The organism is Nocardioides humi, from assembly GCF_006494775.1.
Taxonomy (GTDB): domain Bacteria; phylum Actinomycetota; class Actinomycetes; order Propionibacteriales; family Nocardioidaceae; genus Nocardioides; species Nocardioides humi.
This window is the reverse complement of sequence record NZ_CP041146.1, coordinates 1,688,598-1,703,333: the sequence shown is the minus strand read 5'-3', so window position 1 is coordinate 1,703,333 and position 14,736 is coordinate 1,688,598. Positions and strand designations below refer to the sequence as shown.

The following is a 14,736-nucleotide window of genomic DNA, read 5'->3' as shown; positions in this document are numbered from 1 at the left end:
TTCAGAGGTTGTAGGTGGAGTTGATGATGGCGCCCTTGCGGGCGTAGTAGATGAGGGCGTCCTGGACATCCAGGGGATGCGTCGGCACCACGCCCTCGATCAGGTCCTCCTCGCGCAGGCCGTGCAGGCCCATGCCGAACCGGCAGCAGTAGACGGTCCCGCCCTCGGCGATGAAGGTCTCGATGGACCCGTTCGTGTTCTGCTCGCCGGGGAAGCCGGAGTCGCCCGTCGTCGGGAAGCCGCGGGTCGACATGCACGCCAGCGTGCCGGGGCCGTAGAAGTAGATCGCCGACTCGAAGCCCTTCCTCAGGGCGCGGGTGGCCTGGAGGATCGCGACGAAGCTCACCGAGGACTCGTGCGGGATCCCGTGGACCAGGGTGAAGTAGGTCTCGCCCTCCTCGGCCTGGAAGTCGGGGAAGACCTTGGTCGACCCGTAGAGGTTGGTGCCCTTGGGCTGGGACGGGTGGGGGATCTCGGCGAGCGAGGCCTCCATGTTGGCCTTGATCTGTGCGTCGAGGTCGGTCATGGGAATCTCCTTGTGGCGAGGCGGTGCAGCGGGATGAGGGTGTGCGGTCAGGCCCCGTAGAGGGACTCGAAGTTGCCCCGGAAGAGCGCGTCGGTGAGCTCGGGGTCGTCGGTGGCGGCGGCCAGCCGGGCGTACTCGCCGGCGTGGTCGCCCCAGGGGGTGTCGGTCGCGAAGAGGACCCGGTCGTGGCCGACGCCGCGGCGCTGGATCTCCTGACACAGCCATGCGGGGGCGAAGCCGATCGCCCAGCTGGTGTCGGTGTAGACCTGGAGACCGCGCTCGATCCAGTCGAAGAACCGGCCGCCGATCAGCTTGAGGTGGCCGCTCATGCCGCCGCCGAGGTGCACGAGGTGGATCCGCGTCGAGGCGCCGTACTGCTCGACGAGCTTGCCGACCTGGTCGACATCGGATGCCGCGCCGGGCGACGTGTGCACGTGCACCACCAGGTCGCGCTCGGCGGCGGTGGTGAAGATCTTGTGCAGCTCGGCGGCCGAGTCCGGCGCGTCCACCGCGCCGCCCAGCAGGAAGCTGGTCTTCAGGGCGACCACGCCGGCCTCTGCGGCAAGGGCCAGCGCCTTGTCGTTGCGGGCGCTGTCGGAGGCCCGGGGAGAGACCCACAGGCCGCAGCGCACCCTGTCGTCGGCCTGGGCGGCCTCGATCGCGAGCTGGTTGAGGTCGAAGGCGACATCGGGGTCGGGGACCCCGTAGTTCGGGAGGACCAGGGCACGCTCGGTGCGCTCGGCGTCGAGGTCGGCGAAGAGCTCCCGGACCGTCGCCCGCGCCGTCGTGTCGGGGCTGACCGGTGGTCCGCCGTAGAAGCCGTACGACGGCAGGCGGCCGATGTGCCGGTGGGCGTCGTGGGTGGGCCTGTCCATGCAGAGAAGTCCACAAGCCGGTTGTTTCGCTCTGGTTTCGCCAGGAATACGGGGTGCTACCTGGTCCGTAAGGTTCTTGTTACCCGGTGCCGGGTCGTCGGGCGGTTCGCGCGGCTCGTCCGCGGGTTTTCGCCCACCGCGAACGCCGGAACAGGGTGAACCCGGAACGCATTGGACGATGCATGAATGAAGGGGCAATGACGAACCCGATCCAGCTTCCGGTGCTGTTCCTCTCCGACGTGGTGGTGCTCCCCGGGATGGTGGTCCGGGTCGAGCTCGACGAGCCCGCCCAGGCCGCCATCGACGCCGCCGCCCTGGCCGCCAACGAGTCGGGGGACACCTCCCGCGTGCTGGTGGCTCCCCGCCTCGAGGACCGCTACGCGTCGTACGGCGTCGTGGCGAGCGTCGAGAAGGTCGGCCGCTTCTCCGGCGGCGCCCCGGCGGCCGTGCTCAAGGCCGGCGGCCGGGCCCGCATCGGCAGCGGCGTGACCGGCCCCGGCGCGGCCCTGTGGGTCGAGGCCGAGCCGGTCGACGGCGGTGTCGTGGACGACGACGTCCGCGCCCTCGCCGAGGACTACCGCAAGCTCGTCGTCGGTCTCCTGCAGCGCCGCGAGGCCTGGCAGGTCGCCGACCAGGTGACCCGGATCGACGACCCGGCCACGCTGGCCGACACGGCCGGCTACGCGCCGTACCTCTCCGACGACCGCAAGCGCCAGCTCCTGGAGACCCCGGAGATCGGCGAGCGGCTGCGGCTGCTCGTGGAGTGGACCCGCGACTTCGTGGCCGAGTCGGAGGTCAGCGAGAAGATCGAGTCGGACGTGCGGGAGTCGCTGGAGAAGAGCCAGCGGGAGTTCCTGCTGCGCCAGCAGCTCGCCGCGATCCGCAAGGAGCTCGGCGAGGGCGACCCCGACGGCGGCGACGACTACCGCGCCCGGGTGGAGGCCGCCGACGTCCCGGACTCCGTCCGCGAGGCGCTGCTGCGCGAGGTCGACAAGCTCGAGCGCGCCAGCGAGCAGAACCCCGAGGCCGGCTGGATCCGCACCTGGCTCGATACCGTGCTCGACCTGCCCTGGTCGGTGCGCACCGAGGACGACACCGACGTCGCCGCGGCGCGCGCCGTCCTCGACGCCGACCACCACGGGCTGGACGAGGTGAAGGACCGGATCACGGAGTACCTCGCCGTCCGCGCCCGTCGCGCCGAGCGCGGGTTGGAGGTCGTCGGCGGACGCGGCTCCGGCGCGGTGATCCTGCTCGCCGGGCCTCCGGGCGTCGGCAAGACCTCGCTCGGCGAGTCCGTCGCCCGCGCCCTCGGACGCAAGTTCGTGCGGGTCGCCCTCGGCGGCGTCCGCGACGAGGCCGAGATCCGCGGCCACCGCAGGACGTACGTCGGCGCGCTGCCCGGCCGCGTCGTCCGGGCCATCAAGGAGGCCGGCTCGATGAACCCGGTCGTGCTGCTCGACGAGGTCGACAAGGTGGGCTCGGACTACCGCGGTGATCCCGCCGCTGCGCTGTTGGAGGTCCTCGACCCCGCGCAGAACCACACCTTCCGCGACCACTACCTCGAGCTCGACCTGGACCTGTCCGACGTGCTGTTCATCGCCACGGCCAATGACGTCGGGTCGATCCCGGCCGCCCTGCTCGACCGGATGGAGCTGGTCTCGATCGACGGGTACACCGAGGAGGACAAGGTCGCCATCGCCCGCGACTTCCTGGTCCCGCGCCAGCTCGAGCGGGCCGCGCTGACCCCCGACGAGGTGACCATCAGCGACGACGCGCTGCGGGAGATCGCGGCGAACCACACCCGCGAGGCCGGCGTACGCCAGGTCGAGCGGCTGCTCGCCAAGGCGTTCCGCAAGGCCACCGCCCGGCTCGCGTCGGGCTCGGTGGCGCGGGTCGACATCGGGCTGGACGAGCTGGTGGACCTGATCGGCCGGCCGCGGTTCACGCCCGACGTCGCCGAGCGGACCTCGGTGCCCGGCGTGGCCACCGGCCTGGCCGTGACCGGCATGGGCGGCGACGTCCTGTACGTCGAGACCTCGGCCGCGTCCGGGGAGGCGGGACTCACCGTCACCGGCCAGCTCGGCGACGTGATGAAGGAGTCCGCGCGGATCGCGCTCTCGTGGGTGCGCTCGCACGCCGACGAGCTCGGCATCCCGGCCTCCGCCTTCGAGCAGTCGATCCACGTGCACTTCCCCGCGGGCGCCGTACCCAAGGACGGGCCGTCGGCCGGCGTCACCATGGTCACCGCCCTGGTGTCGCTGCTGACCGGTCGCCCGGTGCGCTCCGACATCGCGATGACCGGCGAGGTCACCCTCTCCGGCCGGGTGCTCCCGATCGGCGGGGTGAAGCAGAAGCTGCTCGCCGCCCAGCGCGCCGGCGTCGCGGAGGTGTTCCTCCCCGAGCGCAACCGGCCCGACCTGGACGACGTGCCGTCCGAGATCCTGGACGCACTGACCGTCACCCCGGTCGGCGCGGTCACCGAGATCCTGGAGCGGGCGCTGGTGGCCGCGGACGAGGGCGTCGTCGCAGCCTGACGGCGAAGTTCTCCACAGGCTGGAGGTCCATGTTCGGCGAATCCGCGAACTGTGCGGATGATCGTCGGCATGGACCTTCAGTCGTCTCGGGGAAGTGAGGCACCATGGTGAGCATGGCCGCGGTGGAGATGTTGACGCGCGAGGATCTCGACGCGATGCCGGACGACGGCAACCGCTACGAGCTCATCGAGGGTGAGATCGTCGTGTCGCCGTCGCCCCGCTCGCGTCACCAACTCGCCGTCACGCGCCTGATCGTGTTGCTCGACGCCGCCTGCCCCGAGCACCTTCGCGTCTCGCAGGCGCCGTTCGACGTGGTGCTCAGCGAGTTCGATGTCGTGCAGCCTGACGTCCTCGTGCTGGACCCGGAAGGGCTCGACGAGCGTGCCCTCAACACCCCGCCGCTCCTCGCCGTCGAGGTGCTCTCGCCGACCACCCGCCGGCGCGACCTGACCGTCAAGAAGCGCCTCTACGAGCAGGCGGGCGTTGCCGCCTACTGGGTCGTCGACGCCGAGACCGAGGGGCTCGCGCTGACGGCGTGGGAGCTGCGGGACGGTCGCTACGAGGTCGTCGCCGCAATCGCCGGTGACGAGGAGTGGACCGCGACGGTGCCCTTCGAGGTCACTGTCGTCCCGTCACGCCTGGTCCGCTGACGGCGTGCCGAGGTCCTCGGCATCGATGATCCGGTAGGCGTACCCCTGCTCGGCCAGGAACCGCTGCCGGTTCTGCGCGAACTCGGCGTCCACGGTGTCGCGGGAGACGATCGTGTAGAAGTGCGCGACCTTCCGCTCCCCGTCCGGCCCCGGTGAGCCCGGGCGGAGCAGCCGGCCCAGCCGCTGCGCCTCCTCCTGTCGCGACCCGAACGAGCCGGAGACCTGGATGGCGACCTCGGCGGTCGGCAGGTCGATCGAGAAGTTCGCGACCTTCGAGACGACCAGCAGGCCGAGCTCGCCGGAGCGGAAGGCGTCGAAGAGACGCTGCCGCTCCTTCACCGTGGTCTGCCCGGTGATCACGGGAGCGTCCAAGGCGAGACCGAGCTCGGCGAGCTGCTCGAGATACTGGCCGATCACCAGCGTCGGCTGTCCGGCGTGCCGGTCGACGAGGTCCTTGACCACGGAGAGCTTCTCCGGCGTGCACGCGGCCAGCCGGTAGCGCTCCTCCGGGTCGGCGGTGGCGTAGACCATCCGGGAGGCGTCGGGCAGCGAGACCCGCACCTCGATGCAGTCGGCCGGGGCGATCCAGCCCTGTGCCTCGATGTCCTTCCACGGCGCGTCGTACCGCTTCGGGCCGATCAGCGAGAACACGTCGCCCTCGCGGCCGTCCTCGCGCACCAGGGTCGCGGTCAGCCCGATCCGCCGCCGCGCCTGCAGGTCCGCGGTCATCCGGAAGATCGGCGCGGGCAGGAGGTGCACCTCGTCGTACACGATCAGGCCCCAGTCGCGCGCGTCGAACAGCTCGAGGTGCGGGTAGACGCCCTTCCGCTTGGTCGTGACGACCTGGTACGTCGCGATGGTGACCGGGCGGATCTCCTTGACGGTGCCGGAGTACTCGCCGATCTCCTCCTCCGTCAGGGAGGTACGACGGACCAGCTCGTCCTTCCACTGCCGGGCGCTCACGGTGTTGGTCACCAGGATCAGCGTGGTCGCCTGGGCGTGCGCCATCGCCGCCGCGCCGACGAGCGTCTTGCCCGCGCCGCAGGGGAGGACGACGACGCCGGACCCGCCGTGCCAGAACGACTCCGCCGCGTCGCGCTGGTAGTCCCGCAGCGACCAGTCCTCCTCGGCGAGCTCGATCGGGTGCGCCTCCCCGTCGACGTACCCGGCATAGTCCTCGGCCGGCCAGCCGAGCTTGAGCAGCGCCTGCTTGAGGTTGCCGCGCTCCGAGGGATGCACGGCCACGGTGTCGTCGTCGATCCGCGCGCCGAGCATCCCGGCGACCTTCTTGGCGCGCAGCACCTCCTCCAGCACCGGCCGGTCGCTGGAGGCGAGGACCAGCCCGTGCACCGGGTGCTTCTCCAGCCGGAGCCGGCCGTAGCGCGCCATCGTCTCGGCGACGTCGACCAGCAGCGCGTGCGGGACCGGATAGCGCGAGAAGGTCAGCAGCGTGTCGACGACCTGCTCGGCGTCGTGCCCCGCCGCCCGCGCGTTCCACAGCCCCAGCGGCGTCAGCCGGTAGGTGTGGATGTGCTCGGGCGAGCGCTCCAGCTCCGCGAACGGCGCGATCGCCTTCCGGCACTCCGCCGCCTGCGGGTGGTCGACCTCCAGCAGCAGCGACTTGTCGGACTGCACGATCAACGGTCCCTCGGTCACCGCACGAGTTTACGAGACCGGCACCACGCGGCTGATCCGGTGCACCGCATACCTCCGCTCGGCGTCCGGGTCGTCGTCCTCGGCGTCGGCGTCGAGGGCGGTGAGCTGGCCGCCCTCCACGACGAGGGGCAGCACCGCGCGCTCCGAGACGACGCCCTGGTTGTCCGTGAACCCGATCAGTACGACGCCGCGCCGCTCGATCGCCTCCCGCAGCGCCGACAGCACGCCACCCCCCGCGGCCGAGGCCGACGCGGGCCGCGACCGCGCGGCCTCCTCGCCCTCGCGCAGGGTGGCGACGGCGGCGACCACCTGGGCGGCCTGCCGCGCGGCGGAGCGGGCGGCGTCGGCGACCTCGCGGGCCCGCGGCGCCCGCGCGCGCAGCGACTCGGCGGCGCCCACCCGGACCACGCCGTCGGGACCCTCCACGACCGGAGCCAGCCCGAGCTCGCGGAGCCGGGGGAGCAGCACGTCGATGGGCAGGCCGGACACCACGACGGTGGGGGCGATCCGCTGGAGGTCCAGCCCGGCGGCCCTGGGGTGGTTGACCAGCGCGGCGAGGGCGGCCTCGTCCTCCGAGCGGACGAAGGACGACGCCATCCCGACCCGCAGCCGGCCGAACGAGCGGACCACGTCGTCGATCAGGTAGGTCAGCGGCTGGGGGACCGGCGTGCGCGAGGCCGCCAGCACGAAGGCGTGCAGCTCGGCCGCTGTCCAGCCGGCGTCCAGCGCGCGGCGTACCGAGTCCGCGGTGAAGCGGTACACCGTCGCCGCGCCGTGCGAGTCGACGTCCGCGACCTGCTGCAGCCGGCGGGCCAGCTCCGGCTCCAGCGGGCCCGGGGCCACCGCGGTCAGGTCGGCCTGGACGAGGACGTGGTCGACGGGCGGCGGCAGCAGCTCCGCCAGCGCGGGCGCCGGGTCGGCGCCGGCCAGCAGCGGCCGGGCGTACGACGCCAGCACGTCCGCCCCCGTGATGCCGAGCGCGGCGGCCTCGGCGACCGCCCACGCCACCAGGTCCGGCCGGGTGCGGGGCCGGCGGGGCCGCTCCCACGCGACCCGGGCGACGAGCGAGGGCAGGCCGGTGCCGGCCGCCAGGCCGTGCCCCTCGGGCAGCTCGGCGAGCAGCCCCAGCGCCATCGCCTTCGCCTCGGGCATCCCGGCCGCGGACAGCTCCGGGCTCAGCGCGTTCCAGGGCTTCTGGTCCGGACCCCGCTCGCCGACGAGCGAGGGCAGTCGGGAGCTGGACAGCCAGGCCCGGGCGAGCACGGTCCACCGCTCGGCCACCGGGAGCTCCGCCCACGCGTCGAACGCCGTCGACGGCACCCACACCGGGTTGCCGTCGGCGTCCGCGCGGGTGCCCGCCAGCCCGGCCTCGTGCGCGAGCTCGACCAGCAGCGCCGCCTCTCCCTCGCCGACCTGCAGGTGCGCGGCGGTCGCCCGCAGCTCGCGCACGCCCAGGCCGGTGGTCCGCAGCGCCGCCGCCGGGCGGCTGCCCCACCACTCGAGGAGCAGCCCGACCCGTCGTACGACGTCCGTGGCGGCGCCCAGCGCAGCACTCACCGCGAGCCGCGGCGAGCGCTCCTCCGCCGCGACCGCCGGCGGGACGTCGACCGGCTCGGCCGTCGTCCGGCCGTCGCGCACCACCAGCCCCACCTCGCCGGGCACGACGAGCAGCTCCGGCATCAGCGAGCCGCCCGGGACGAGCAGCCGGTGGGCGACGAGCAGCTCGGCGGGCGTCTCCGCGTCCTCGGGCCGCAGCCCGACCCGGACCGACCCGGACTTCGCCGTACCGCCCTCGGCGATCACGTGGTCCAGCAGCGCCCGCGCCCCGGCCGGCAGGGACGCCAGCGCCTCCGCGATCTCCTCGGCCGGGCGCGGCGAGGCAGAGCGGGGGCGCAGACCGCTCACCCCGGCGTCCGGTCCACCGGCCAGCGCGTCGGCCACGCCGCTCAGCGCGCGCAGCCCCTCGGGGGAGTCCCAGGCGACGGCGAGGTCCCGCAGCCGGGCCAGGGTCGCGGTGACGTACGACGGCTCGGCACGCACGATCCCGGCGACTTCGGGATCCGTGGTTTGGCCCGCGACGACGAGGGCATCTAGCACCGAGAGCTCGCCTCGGGTGAGGCCGTCGAGAGCGCGTGCGATCGAGTTCCTCACCGCAGCGCGGGACGCGAGTTGTCCGAAGTCGTGAGGGGCAGGGGTGGCCAGGTCGGGACGTTCGGTGAGCAGGCGCTGGAGCCGCTCGTCAGGCCACGACCGCAGCTGGTCGGCCAACGACCGGTGTCCGCTCGGTCCCGCTCCCACGGGATCAACGCTAGGACATCGATGAACCGGGTCGAGCTGCACCACGGGGCCGCCACCGATGTCGGCCTGGTCCGCGAGGTCAACGAGGACGCCTTCCTCGCCGATCCGCCGGTCTTCGTCGTCGCCGACGGCATGGGCGGCCACGATCGGGGTGACATCGCCAGCGCCTATGCCGTCGAGGAGCTGGCCCGCCTCGCCCACGGCGACTACGGCCTCGAGGAGGGCACCGCCGCCGTCGACGCCGCGCTCCAGGCGGCGCAGGACCGGCTCCTGGCCTACGACGAGGAGCAGCGCGCCGCGGGGGCGGCCGACTCCTTCGCGGCCGGCACGACCGTCGTCCTCGCGCTGCTGGTGCAGTCGCCCGACGGGCCGCACTGGCTGCTGGCCAATGTCGGCGACTCCCGGATCTACCGCTTCACCGAGGGCGAGCTGGAGCAGGTGAGCGTCGATCACAGCCTGGTCCAGGAGCTCGTCGACTCCGGCCGGATCACCCCCGACGCGGCCGCCGTCCACCCCAGCCGCAATGTCGTCACCCGGGCGCTCGGGGGAGCGGCGATGCCGGGCGCCGTGAGCGGCGCGGCCGACTACTACCTCCTGCCGCTGGCCGCCGCCGAGCGCCTGCTGCTGTGCTCCGACGGCGTCAGTGGCATGGTGGACGACGTGACCATCGCCTCCACCCTGGCCCGGTACGACGACCCGCGCGACGCCGCCGACGCACTGGTCGCCGCCGCGGTGGCCGCGGGCGGGCACGACAACGCGACGGCGGTCGTGGTGGATGTGGTGGGATTGGCGAACGAAGACCCGTACGACTCGCACGCGCAGCGGCTGAGTCTGGAGCAGAAGTTGGGGGCCCTCCCATGAGCGACGCCTGGTCGTACCGCAGTGGTGCATGGTTCGCGGTGTTCGGGACCGAGGCCGCCATCGTCCTGCCGGAGACGCAGAAGGACCAGGTCGTCGGCCTCTGGGCGCTGGTCGACGGCGGGGCCGGGTTCGACGAGGTCCTCGACGGCCTGCTCGCCTCCGGGCTGAGCCGGATCCCCGGCTTCGTGCTGGTCAGCAACGGCGAGGGGCCGACCCGCTTCCTGCTCCGCGGCACCGGCGTGGTCGCCACGGTCACCGCCGCCGGCGAGACCGTCACCGTCGACGGCGGCGCGAGCCACACCTGGGTCGAGCGCAGCCTGGACGACGTCACCGCGCTGAGCATCGGCCTGCCCGCGGGCGAGCACGAGACCGGGGCCGCCGACGTGGACTTCCCGATCGTCACCGGCCTGGTCCGGGTCGGCCGGATCGACCGGCCGGCGGCCGCTCCCGTCGCCGAGCCCGCCGCGGACATGGTCGCCGAGCCGGTCGCCGAGCCAGCCGAGGAGCCGGTCATGGAGCCGGTCATGGAGCCGGTCATGGAGCCGGTCATGGAGCCGCCCGCCGCGGAGATGGCGCCCATGGTCGGCGGCGCCCACCTCGCCGCCGAGGAGCCCGCACCCCTCGACGAGCCCAGCCCGCTGGACGACCGCGCGTCGGCGGTGACCGAGGCGGCGTACCTCGACGACGGCCCGGCCACCGAGGTCATGGAGACCCTCGACGAGACGCCGGCCGAGGAGCCCGAGTCCGCCGAGGAGCCGCTGGCGGAGGCCCCGCAGGAACCGGCGCCGGACGGCTGGGTGACCCCCTGGGACAGCCCCGCGCCCCCGCCGGTGGGCGGCGATGCCCCGACCACTCCACCGGTGGAGTCGCTCGACGAGCCGGCGACGCCGGCCGTTCCCGCGCCGGCGTTCCCGCCGCTGGGCGGTGCGACCGAGGTGGCGCCGCCGGGATGGGTCCCGCCTCCGCCGCCGGGCGTCCCCGCCCCCGAGGCCCCGGACGCCCCGCCGCTGCCGATCGGCTCGTGGGAGCCGGTGGGCGGCGTGGCGCCGCCGCCCGGACCCGGTGTGGAGCACGACGGCTTCACCGTCGCGGGCGCCGGCGAGCCGCCCGCGCCGCTGGTCCAGCCCGTCCCCGGTACGCCGGCCGCCCCGCCCGTCACCCAGCCGGTCGCGAAGCTGCTGGTCTCCGACGGGCAGTCGATCATCGTCGACCGGGCCGTGCTCATCGGCCGCGCGCCGGAGGCCCGCCGGTTCACCTCGACCGAGCAGCCCGTCCTCGTCACGGTCCCGAGCCGGCTCCACGAGATCTCGTCCACGCACGTCGAGGTGCGTCCGGGCACCGGCGCCGACCTCGGCACCGCCGTCGTGACCGACATGGGCTCGACCAACGGCACCGTCCTGGTGCAGCCGGGCCTGGGGCCGGAGGACCTCAAGCCCGGCATCGCCGTCCAGCTGATCCCCGGCGCGACCATCAACCTCGGTGACGGGATCACCATCCAGGTCACCCGTCCCTGACCCCGCCCGCGTACTCGGAGCGCCCTGCATGACGCACCTCCCCACCCCGCCGCTGCCTCCCGGCGCCGGCGCCTTCCCCCCGGCCGAGATGGAGCGACGGTTCACCGCGTTCGTCATCGACCGCGCGGTGGGCTGGGGCATCGCGGCCGCCGCGGCGTTCGTGGTCTGGAAGGTCGTCGAGCCCGACAGCGGCGCCGTCGTGGTCCTCGCCTTCGCCGGCGTCGCGGTCCTGGTCGGGCTGGTGCTCGCCGTCCTCGTCGGTACGACGGGCCTCACGCCCGGCAAGGCCGCCACCGGCCTGCGGGTGGTGCGGCGTACGACGGGCCGCCCGATCGGCCTCGGCGCCGCCCTGCTGCGCACGATCGTGCTCGGGATCGCGGGCCTGCCCACCGCGGGCCTGGGCCTGGCCACCCTCGCCTGGACCGCGGCGATGGACCCCTCCCGGCAGCGTCGCGCGCTCCACGACCGGATCGGTGACGCGGTCGTCGTCGACGTCCGGCCGCGTCCGGTCGAGGCCGCCCCGGAGGTCGAGCAGCCCCGGCAGATCGTGAACCTCACGGCGATGCGGCTGCTCCCGTCGCCGGTCGAGGAGCACACCCCCACGCCCACGTCGACCCCTGCACCGACCCCTGCGGCGACCTCCGCGCCGGTGCCGCCCCCCGCCCCGGCTCCCACGCCGCCGGTGGTCCGCACCCCCGCAGCGCCGGCACCGGCGGTCCCCGCTCCCGCTCCCGCCGCCCCCGTGCCCGCGACCCCGTCGACCCCGCCGGCCGCACCCCCGACCCCGGCCGCCCCTGCGGCCCCGCCCGCAGCGACCCCGCGCCTGCCGGTCGAGCAGACCCGGGTCCGCCCGGCACCGGGCAGCGAGCCGGCGACGACGCCGCCGAGCCCGGCCACGGTGCGCTGGCGGGTGGAGTTCGACACCGGAGAGGCGTTCGTCGTGGAGGGACTCGCCCTCGTCGGCCGGCGGCCCGAGCCGCGGCCGGGGGAGCCGGTGAAGCATGTCGTACCGCTGCGCTCCTCCGACATGTCCCTGTCGAAGACGCACGCGCAGTTCCAGGTCGCCCCCGACGGCGCGCTCGTCGTGATGGACCGCGGGTCGACCAACGGCTCCTATGTCATCCGCAAGGGGATGTCCCGCTCGTTGTCCCCGGGCCGCCCGAGCACGCTGCTGGCCGGCGACGTGGTCCGGTTCGGCGACCGCAGCATGCGCGTCGAGCGGGCCGAGCCCCCTCAGAACGCCGCGGCCCACTCCGGTCGCAGCAGCCCGTAGACCGCGGTGTCGCTCCACGTCCCGTCCCGCTCCGGGAAGTCCTGGCGGGTGTGCGCCTCGTGCCGCATCCCCAGCCGCTCGCACAGCCGCGCCGACGTGACATTGCGCGGGTCGAGCCGCGCCATCAGCCGGTGCAGCGGGTAGTGCGTGAACGCCAGGTCGACCAGCGCCCGGGCCGCCTCGGTCGCGAACCCGCGCCCGGCGTACTCCGGCGCGAACACCCAGCCCAGCTCGGCGATCGCCGGCGGGTCCGCCGGTCCGTGCCGGTCGGTGAGCCGCAGCATCAGGTCTCCGACGAGCACGCCCTCGTGCTCGACCGCGAGCGCCAGCATCTCCTCCGGCGCCGACGGCGCCGTGCCGGCCACCAGCCGCTCCATCCGCCGGGCCAGGCCGTCGGCGTCCAGGGCGGGGAAGGGCAGGTACCGGGTCACCTCGGGGTCCGCGCAGTAGGCGCCGATCGCCGCGCTGTCATCGGGTACGACGGCGCGCAGCACCAGGCGCTCGGTACGGATCGGCAGGGGCGGTGCCGGCAGCACCGGGGGCGTCAATTCGGTTGCCACGTCGGTGAGAATAGGTGCTGACACCGCATGTCCTACGATGTGCGGCGCGTGCGCCCGACCGGGCGCCCGCGTGCGATCAGAGAGGTTGGGCGGACCCGTGCCGACTGGCAAGGTGAAGTGGTACGACGCGGAGAAGGGCTTCGGCTTCCTCTCCCAGCAGGGCGGGGAGGACGTCTACGTCCGGGCCGACGCGCTGCCCGACGGCGTGACCACCCTCAAGGCGGGGACCCGGGTCGAGTTCGGGATCGCCCAGGGCCGCCGCGGCGAGCAGGCCCTCCAGGTCCGGATCCTCGACGCCCCCGCCTCGGTCGCCCGCAACCAGCAGCAGGCCAAGCGCAAGAAGCCCGAGGAGATGGTCCCGATCGTCGAGGACCTGATCCGCCTGCTCGACGGCGTCGGCGAGGCCTACCGCCACGGCCGCCACCCTGACCGCCGTACGGCGCAGCCGGTGGCCAAGCTGCTGCGCGCGCTCGCCGACGAGCTGGAGTCCTGAGCCTCGATCCAAGCTGAGCCCGAGGGCTAGCCGCGCGGAGCCGCTCCGGAGGGCGTGGTCGCGGCGGCCGACCTCGCCGTCTTCGGCTTCGGCCGGGTGCGCAGCACGAACACCGCCCACGCGGTGAGCAGCACCGCGGCGAAGGCCAGGCCGATCCCGTTGACGGCGGGATAGGACATGACGACGCCGAGGAAGCCGCCGAACACCCAGGCCAGCTGCAGGGTGGTGTCGCCCTTGGCGAACGCGCTGGCGTGGGCCCGCACCGGGACGCCGCTCTGGATGGTGGAGTCGAGCGAGACCTTCGCGAGGTACTGCATCAGGCCGACGGTCAGGCCCAGCGCCACCAGCGGCACCAGGCCGTAGAAGAGGGTGGCGAACACGAGCGCGACGATGTCGGCGATCAGCGCGATCACCACCATGACGGCGGGGTTGATCCTGCGCGCCAGCGAGGCGACCACGATCCCGACCGTGTTGCCGAGCCCGGCGGCGCCGACGACCAGACCCACCAGCAGCGTGGCCCGGGTCTTGCTCTCCCAGCCGTCGAGCGGCTCGGTGAGCAGCACGAACGTCATGAACATGGTGAGGAAGCCCGAGAGCAGGCGCGGACCGCAGTTGGCGCGCAGGGCGAACGCGACCCGCGGCGGCAGCCCGCGCCGCGGGCCGGTGGCGGAGCCCCGCGGGGCGTCGACGGACTCCTCGCCGGCCGAGGAGTCGACCCGGCCGGGGAGCAGGATCGCGGCGACCGTGCCGACGGTGAACACCAGGAAGGCGTAGCGACAGGCCCACTCGGGACCGATCCAGTACGCCGCGCCCGCGAGCGGTCCCGAGACGCAGGCGCCGACCACGCCGGCCAGGGCGACGCGGCCGTTGGCCTTGACGAGGGTGATCTCCTGCGGGAGCAGCCGGGGGACCGCGGCGGCCTTGGCGACGCCGTACGCCTTCGAGGAGACGAGGACGCCGAGCGCGGCGACGTAGAACCAGGGCGAGCCGTCGTCCAGCGTCCCGGCCAGCACCCAGCACAGGAACGCGCGCAGCGCGAAGGTCGCGCCGATCGCCCAGCGGCGGCCGTGGCTGAACCGGTCGAGGAACGGGCCGATCAGCGGCGCCACGATGGCGAACGGGACCATGGTGAGCCCCAGGAACAGCAGCACCGGGCCGCGCTCGCCGCTGGTGGCGCCCGCGAAGAACACCGTGCCGGCCAGGGCGATCGCGAACGCCGAGTCGCCGGCGGCGTTCGCGGCGTGCAGCTCGATGAGCCGGTTGAGACCTGAGCGCTCCGCCCCCTGCGCCCCAGCGGCCTTGCGGGCCGTGCGGACCGTCGCCCTGCTGGCCCGGCCGGTGACCCGGGCGAAGCCCTTCACCCCGCGCGCGGTCGCCTTGGCGGCCCGGACCGAGCCCGTCTCGGCAGGCGCCTCCCCGGCGGGTCCGCGCTCGGGCGGAGTGCTCGGATCGGGGCCGTCGGTGCTCACCCCCCTATCTTGCCTGTTGCTCCCGAC

General features: G+C 74.1%; 12 protein-coding genes. 6 read left to right on the top strand and 6 right to left on the bottom strand.

Features of this window, described 5'->3' with window-relative positions:
* Position 1: 1 nt before the first annotated feature.
* Together FIV44_RS08410 and FIV44_RS08405 are read right to left on the bottom strand one after the other, a co-directional pair.
* On the bottom strand, positions 2-526 hold the full coding sequence (locus FIV44_RS08410) for an MSMEG_0572/Sll0783 family nitrogen starvation response protein (RefSeq protein ID WP_141004051.1): 525 nt from the start codon (positions 524-526) through the stop codon (positions 2-4).
* Between the two features lie 47 nt (positions 527-573).
* The gene (locus FIV44_RS08405) at positions 574-1,401 is read right to left on the bottom strand and encodes an amidohydrolase family protein (protein WP_141004050.1); all 828 of its coding nucleotides are present in this window, start codon (positions 1,399-1,401) and stop codon (positions 574-576) included.
* Between the two features lie 197 nt (positions 1,402-1,598).
* On the opposite strand from FIV44_RS08405, the gene lon reads away from it, so the two are divergent.
* Together lon and FIV44_RS08395 are read left to right on the top strand one after the other, a co-directional pair.
* Positions 1,599-3,935: an endopeptidase La gene (gene lon / locus FIV44_RS08400; protein ID WP_141004049.1), complete on the top strand. Its 2,337-nt coding sequence runs from the start codon at positions 1,599-1,601 to the stop codon at positions 3,933-3,935.
* 113 nt (positions 3,936-4,048) lie between these two features.
* Entirely contained in the window at positions 4,049-4,585 is a 537-nt protein-coding gene (locus tag FIV44_RS08395) for a Uma2 family endonuclease (protein WP_246086886.1), read from the top strand.
* On the opposite strand, the gene FIV44_RS08390 is transcribed toward FIV44_RS08395, so the two are convergent.
* Positions 4,568-6,241 (bottom strand): DNA repair helicase XPB, encoded by a 1,674-nt coding sequence (locus tag FIV44_RS08390; RefSeq protein ID WP_141004047.1) that lies wholly within the window; start codon positions 6,239-6,241, stop codon positions 4,568-4,570. The two genes, FIV44_RS08395 and FIV44_RS08390, sit on opposite strands and share 18 nt — an antisense overlap.
* A 9-nt stretch (positions 6,242-6,250) precedes the next feature.
* Positions 6,251-8,392 carry a helicase-associated domain-containing protein gene (locus FIV44_RS08385; RefSeq protein ID WP_246086885.1) on the bottom strand — a complete coding sequence of 714 codons (2,142 nt, stop codon included), beginning with the start codon at positions 8,390-8,392 and terminating at the stop codon, positions 6,251-6,253.
* Between the two features lie 168 nt (positions 8,393-8,560).
* Between FIV44_RS08385 and FIV44_RS08380 the strand changes: the two genes are divergently transcribed.
* From FIV44_RS08380 to FIV44_RS08370, 3 genes are read left to right on the top strand one after another with little or no spacing between them, the layout of a single operon-like run.
* A complete protein-coding gene (locus FIV44_RS08380; RefSeq protein WP_141004045.1) occupies positions 8,561-9,400 on the top strand; it encodes a PP2C family protein-serine/threonine phosphatase in 840 nt (279 codons plus the stop codon).
* On the top strand, positions 9,397-10,914 hold the full coding sequence (locus FIV44_RS08375; RefSeq protein WP_141004044.1) for an FHA domain-containing protein: 1,518 nt from the start codon (positions 9,397-9,399) through the stop codon (positions 10,912-10,914). Before FIV44_RS08380 ends, FIV44_RS08375 begins: the two co-directional genes overlap by 4 nt.
* Positions 10,915-10,942: 28 nt before the next feature.
* On the top strand, positions 10,943-12,187 hold the full coding sequence (locus FIV44_RS08370) for an RDD family protein (protein ID WP_141004043.1): 1,245 nt from the start codon (positions 10,943-10,945) through the stop codon (positions 12,185-12,187).
* Here the strand turns inward: FIV44_RS08370 and FIV44_RS08365 are convergent.
* Complete coding sequence (locus FIV44_RS08365; protein ID WP_141004042.1) at positions 12,148-12,747, bottom strand: GNAT family N-acetyltransferase; 600 nt, start codon at positions 12,745-12,747, stop codon at positions 12,148-12,150. The two genes, FIV44_RS08370 and FIV44_RS08365, sit on opposite strands and share 40 nt — an antisense overlap.
* Positions 12,748-12,844: 97 nt before the next feature.
* Between FIV44_RS08365 and FIV44_RS08360 the strand changes: the two genes are divergently transcribed.
* On the top strand, positions 12,845-13,240 hold the full coding sequence (locus FIV44_RS08360; RefSeq protein WP_181411053.1) for a cold-shock protein: 396 nt from the start codon (positions 12,845-12,847) through the stop codon (positions 13,238-13,240).
* Positions 13,241-13,266: 26 nt separating this feature from the next.
* Here the strand turns inward: FIV44_RS08360 and FIV44_RS08355 are convergent, their stop codons facing one another.
* Positions 13,267-14,709 (bottom strand): MFS transporter, encoded by a 1,443-nt coding sequence (locus tag FIV44_RS08355; protein WP_246086884.1) that lies wholly within the window; start codon positions 14,707-14,709, stop codon positions 13,267-13,269.
* Positions 14,710-14,736: the final 27 nt, after the last annotated feature.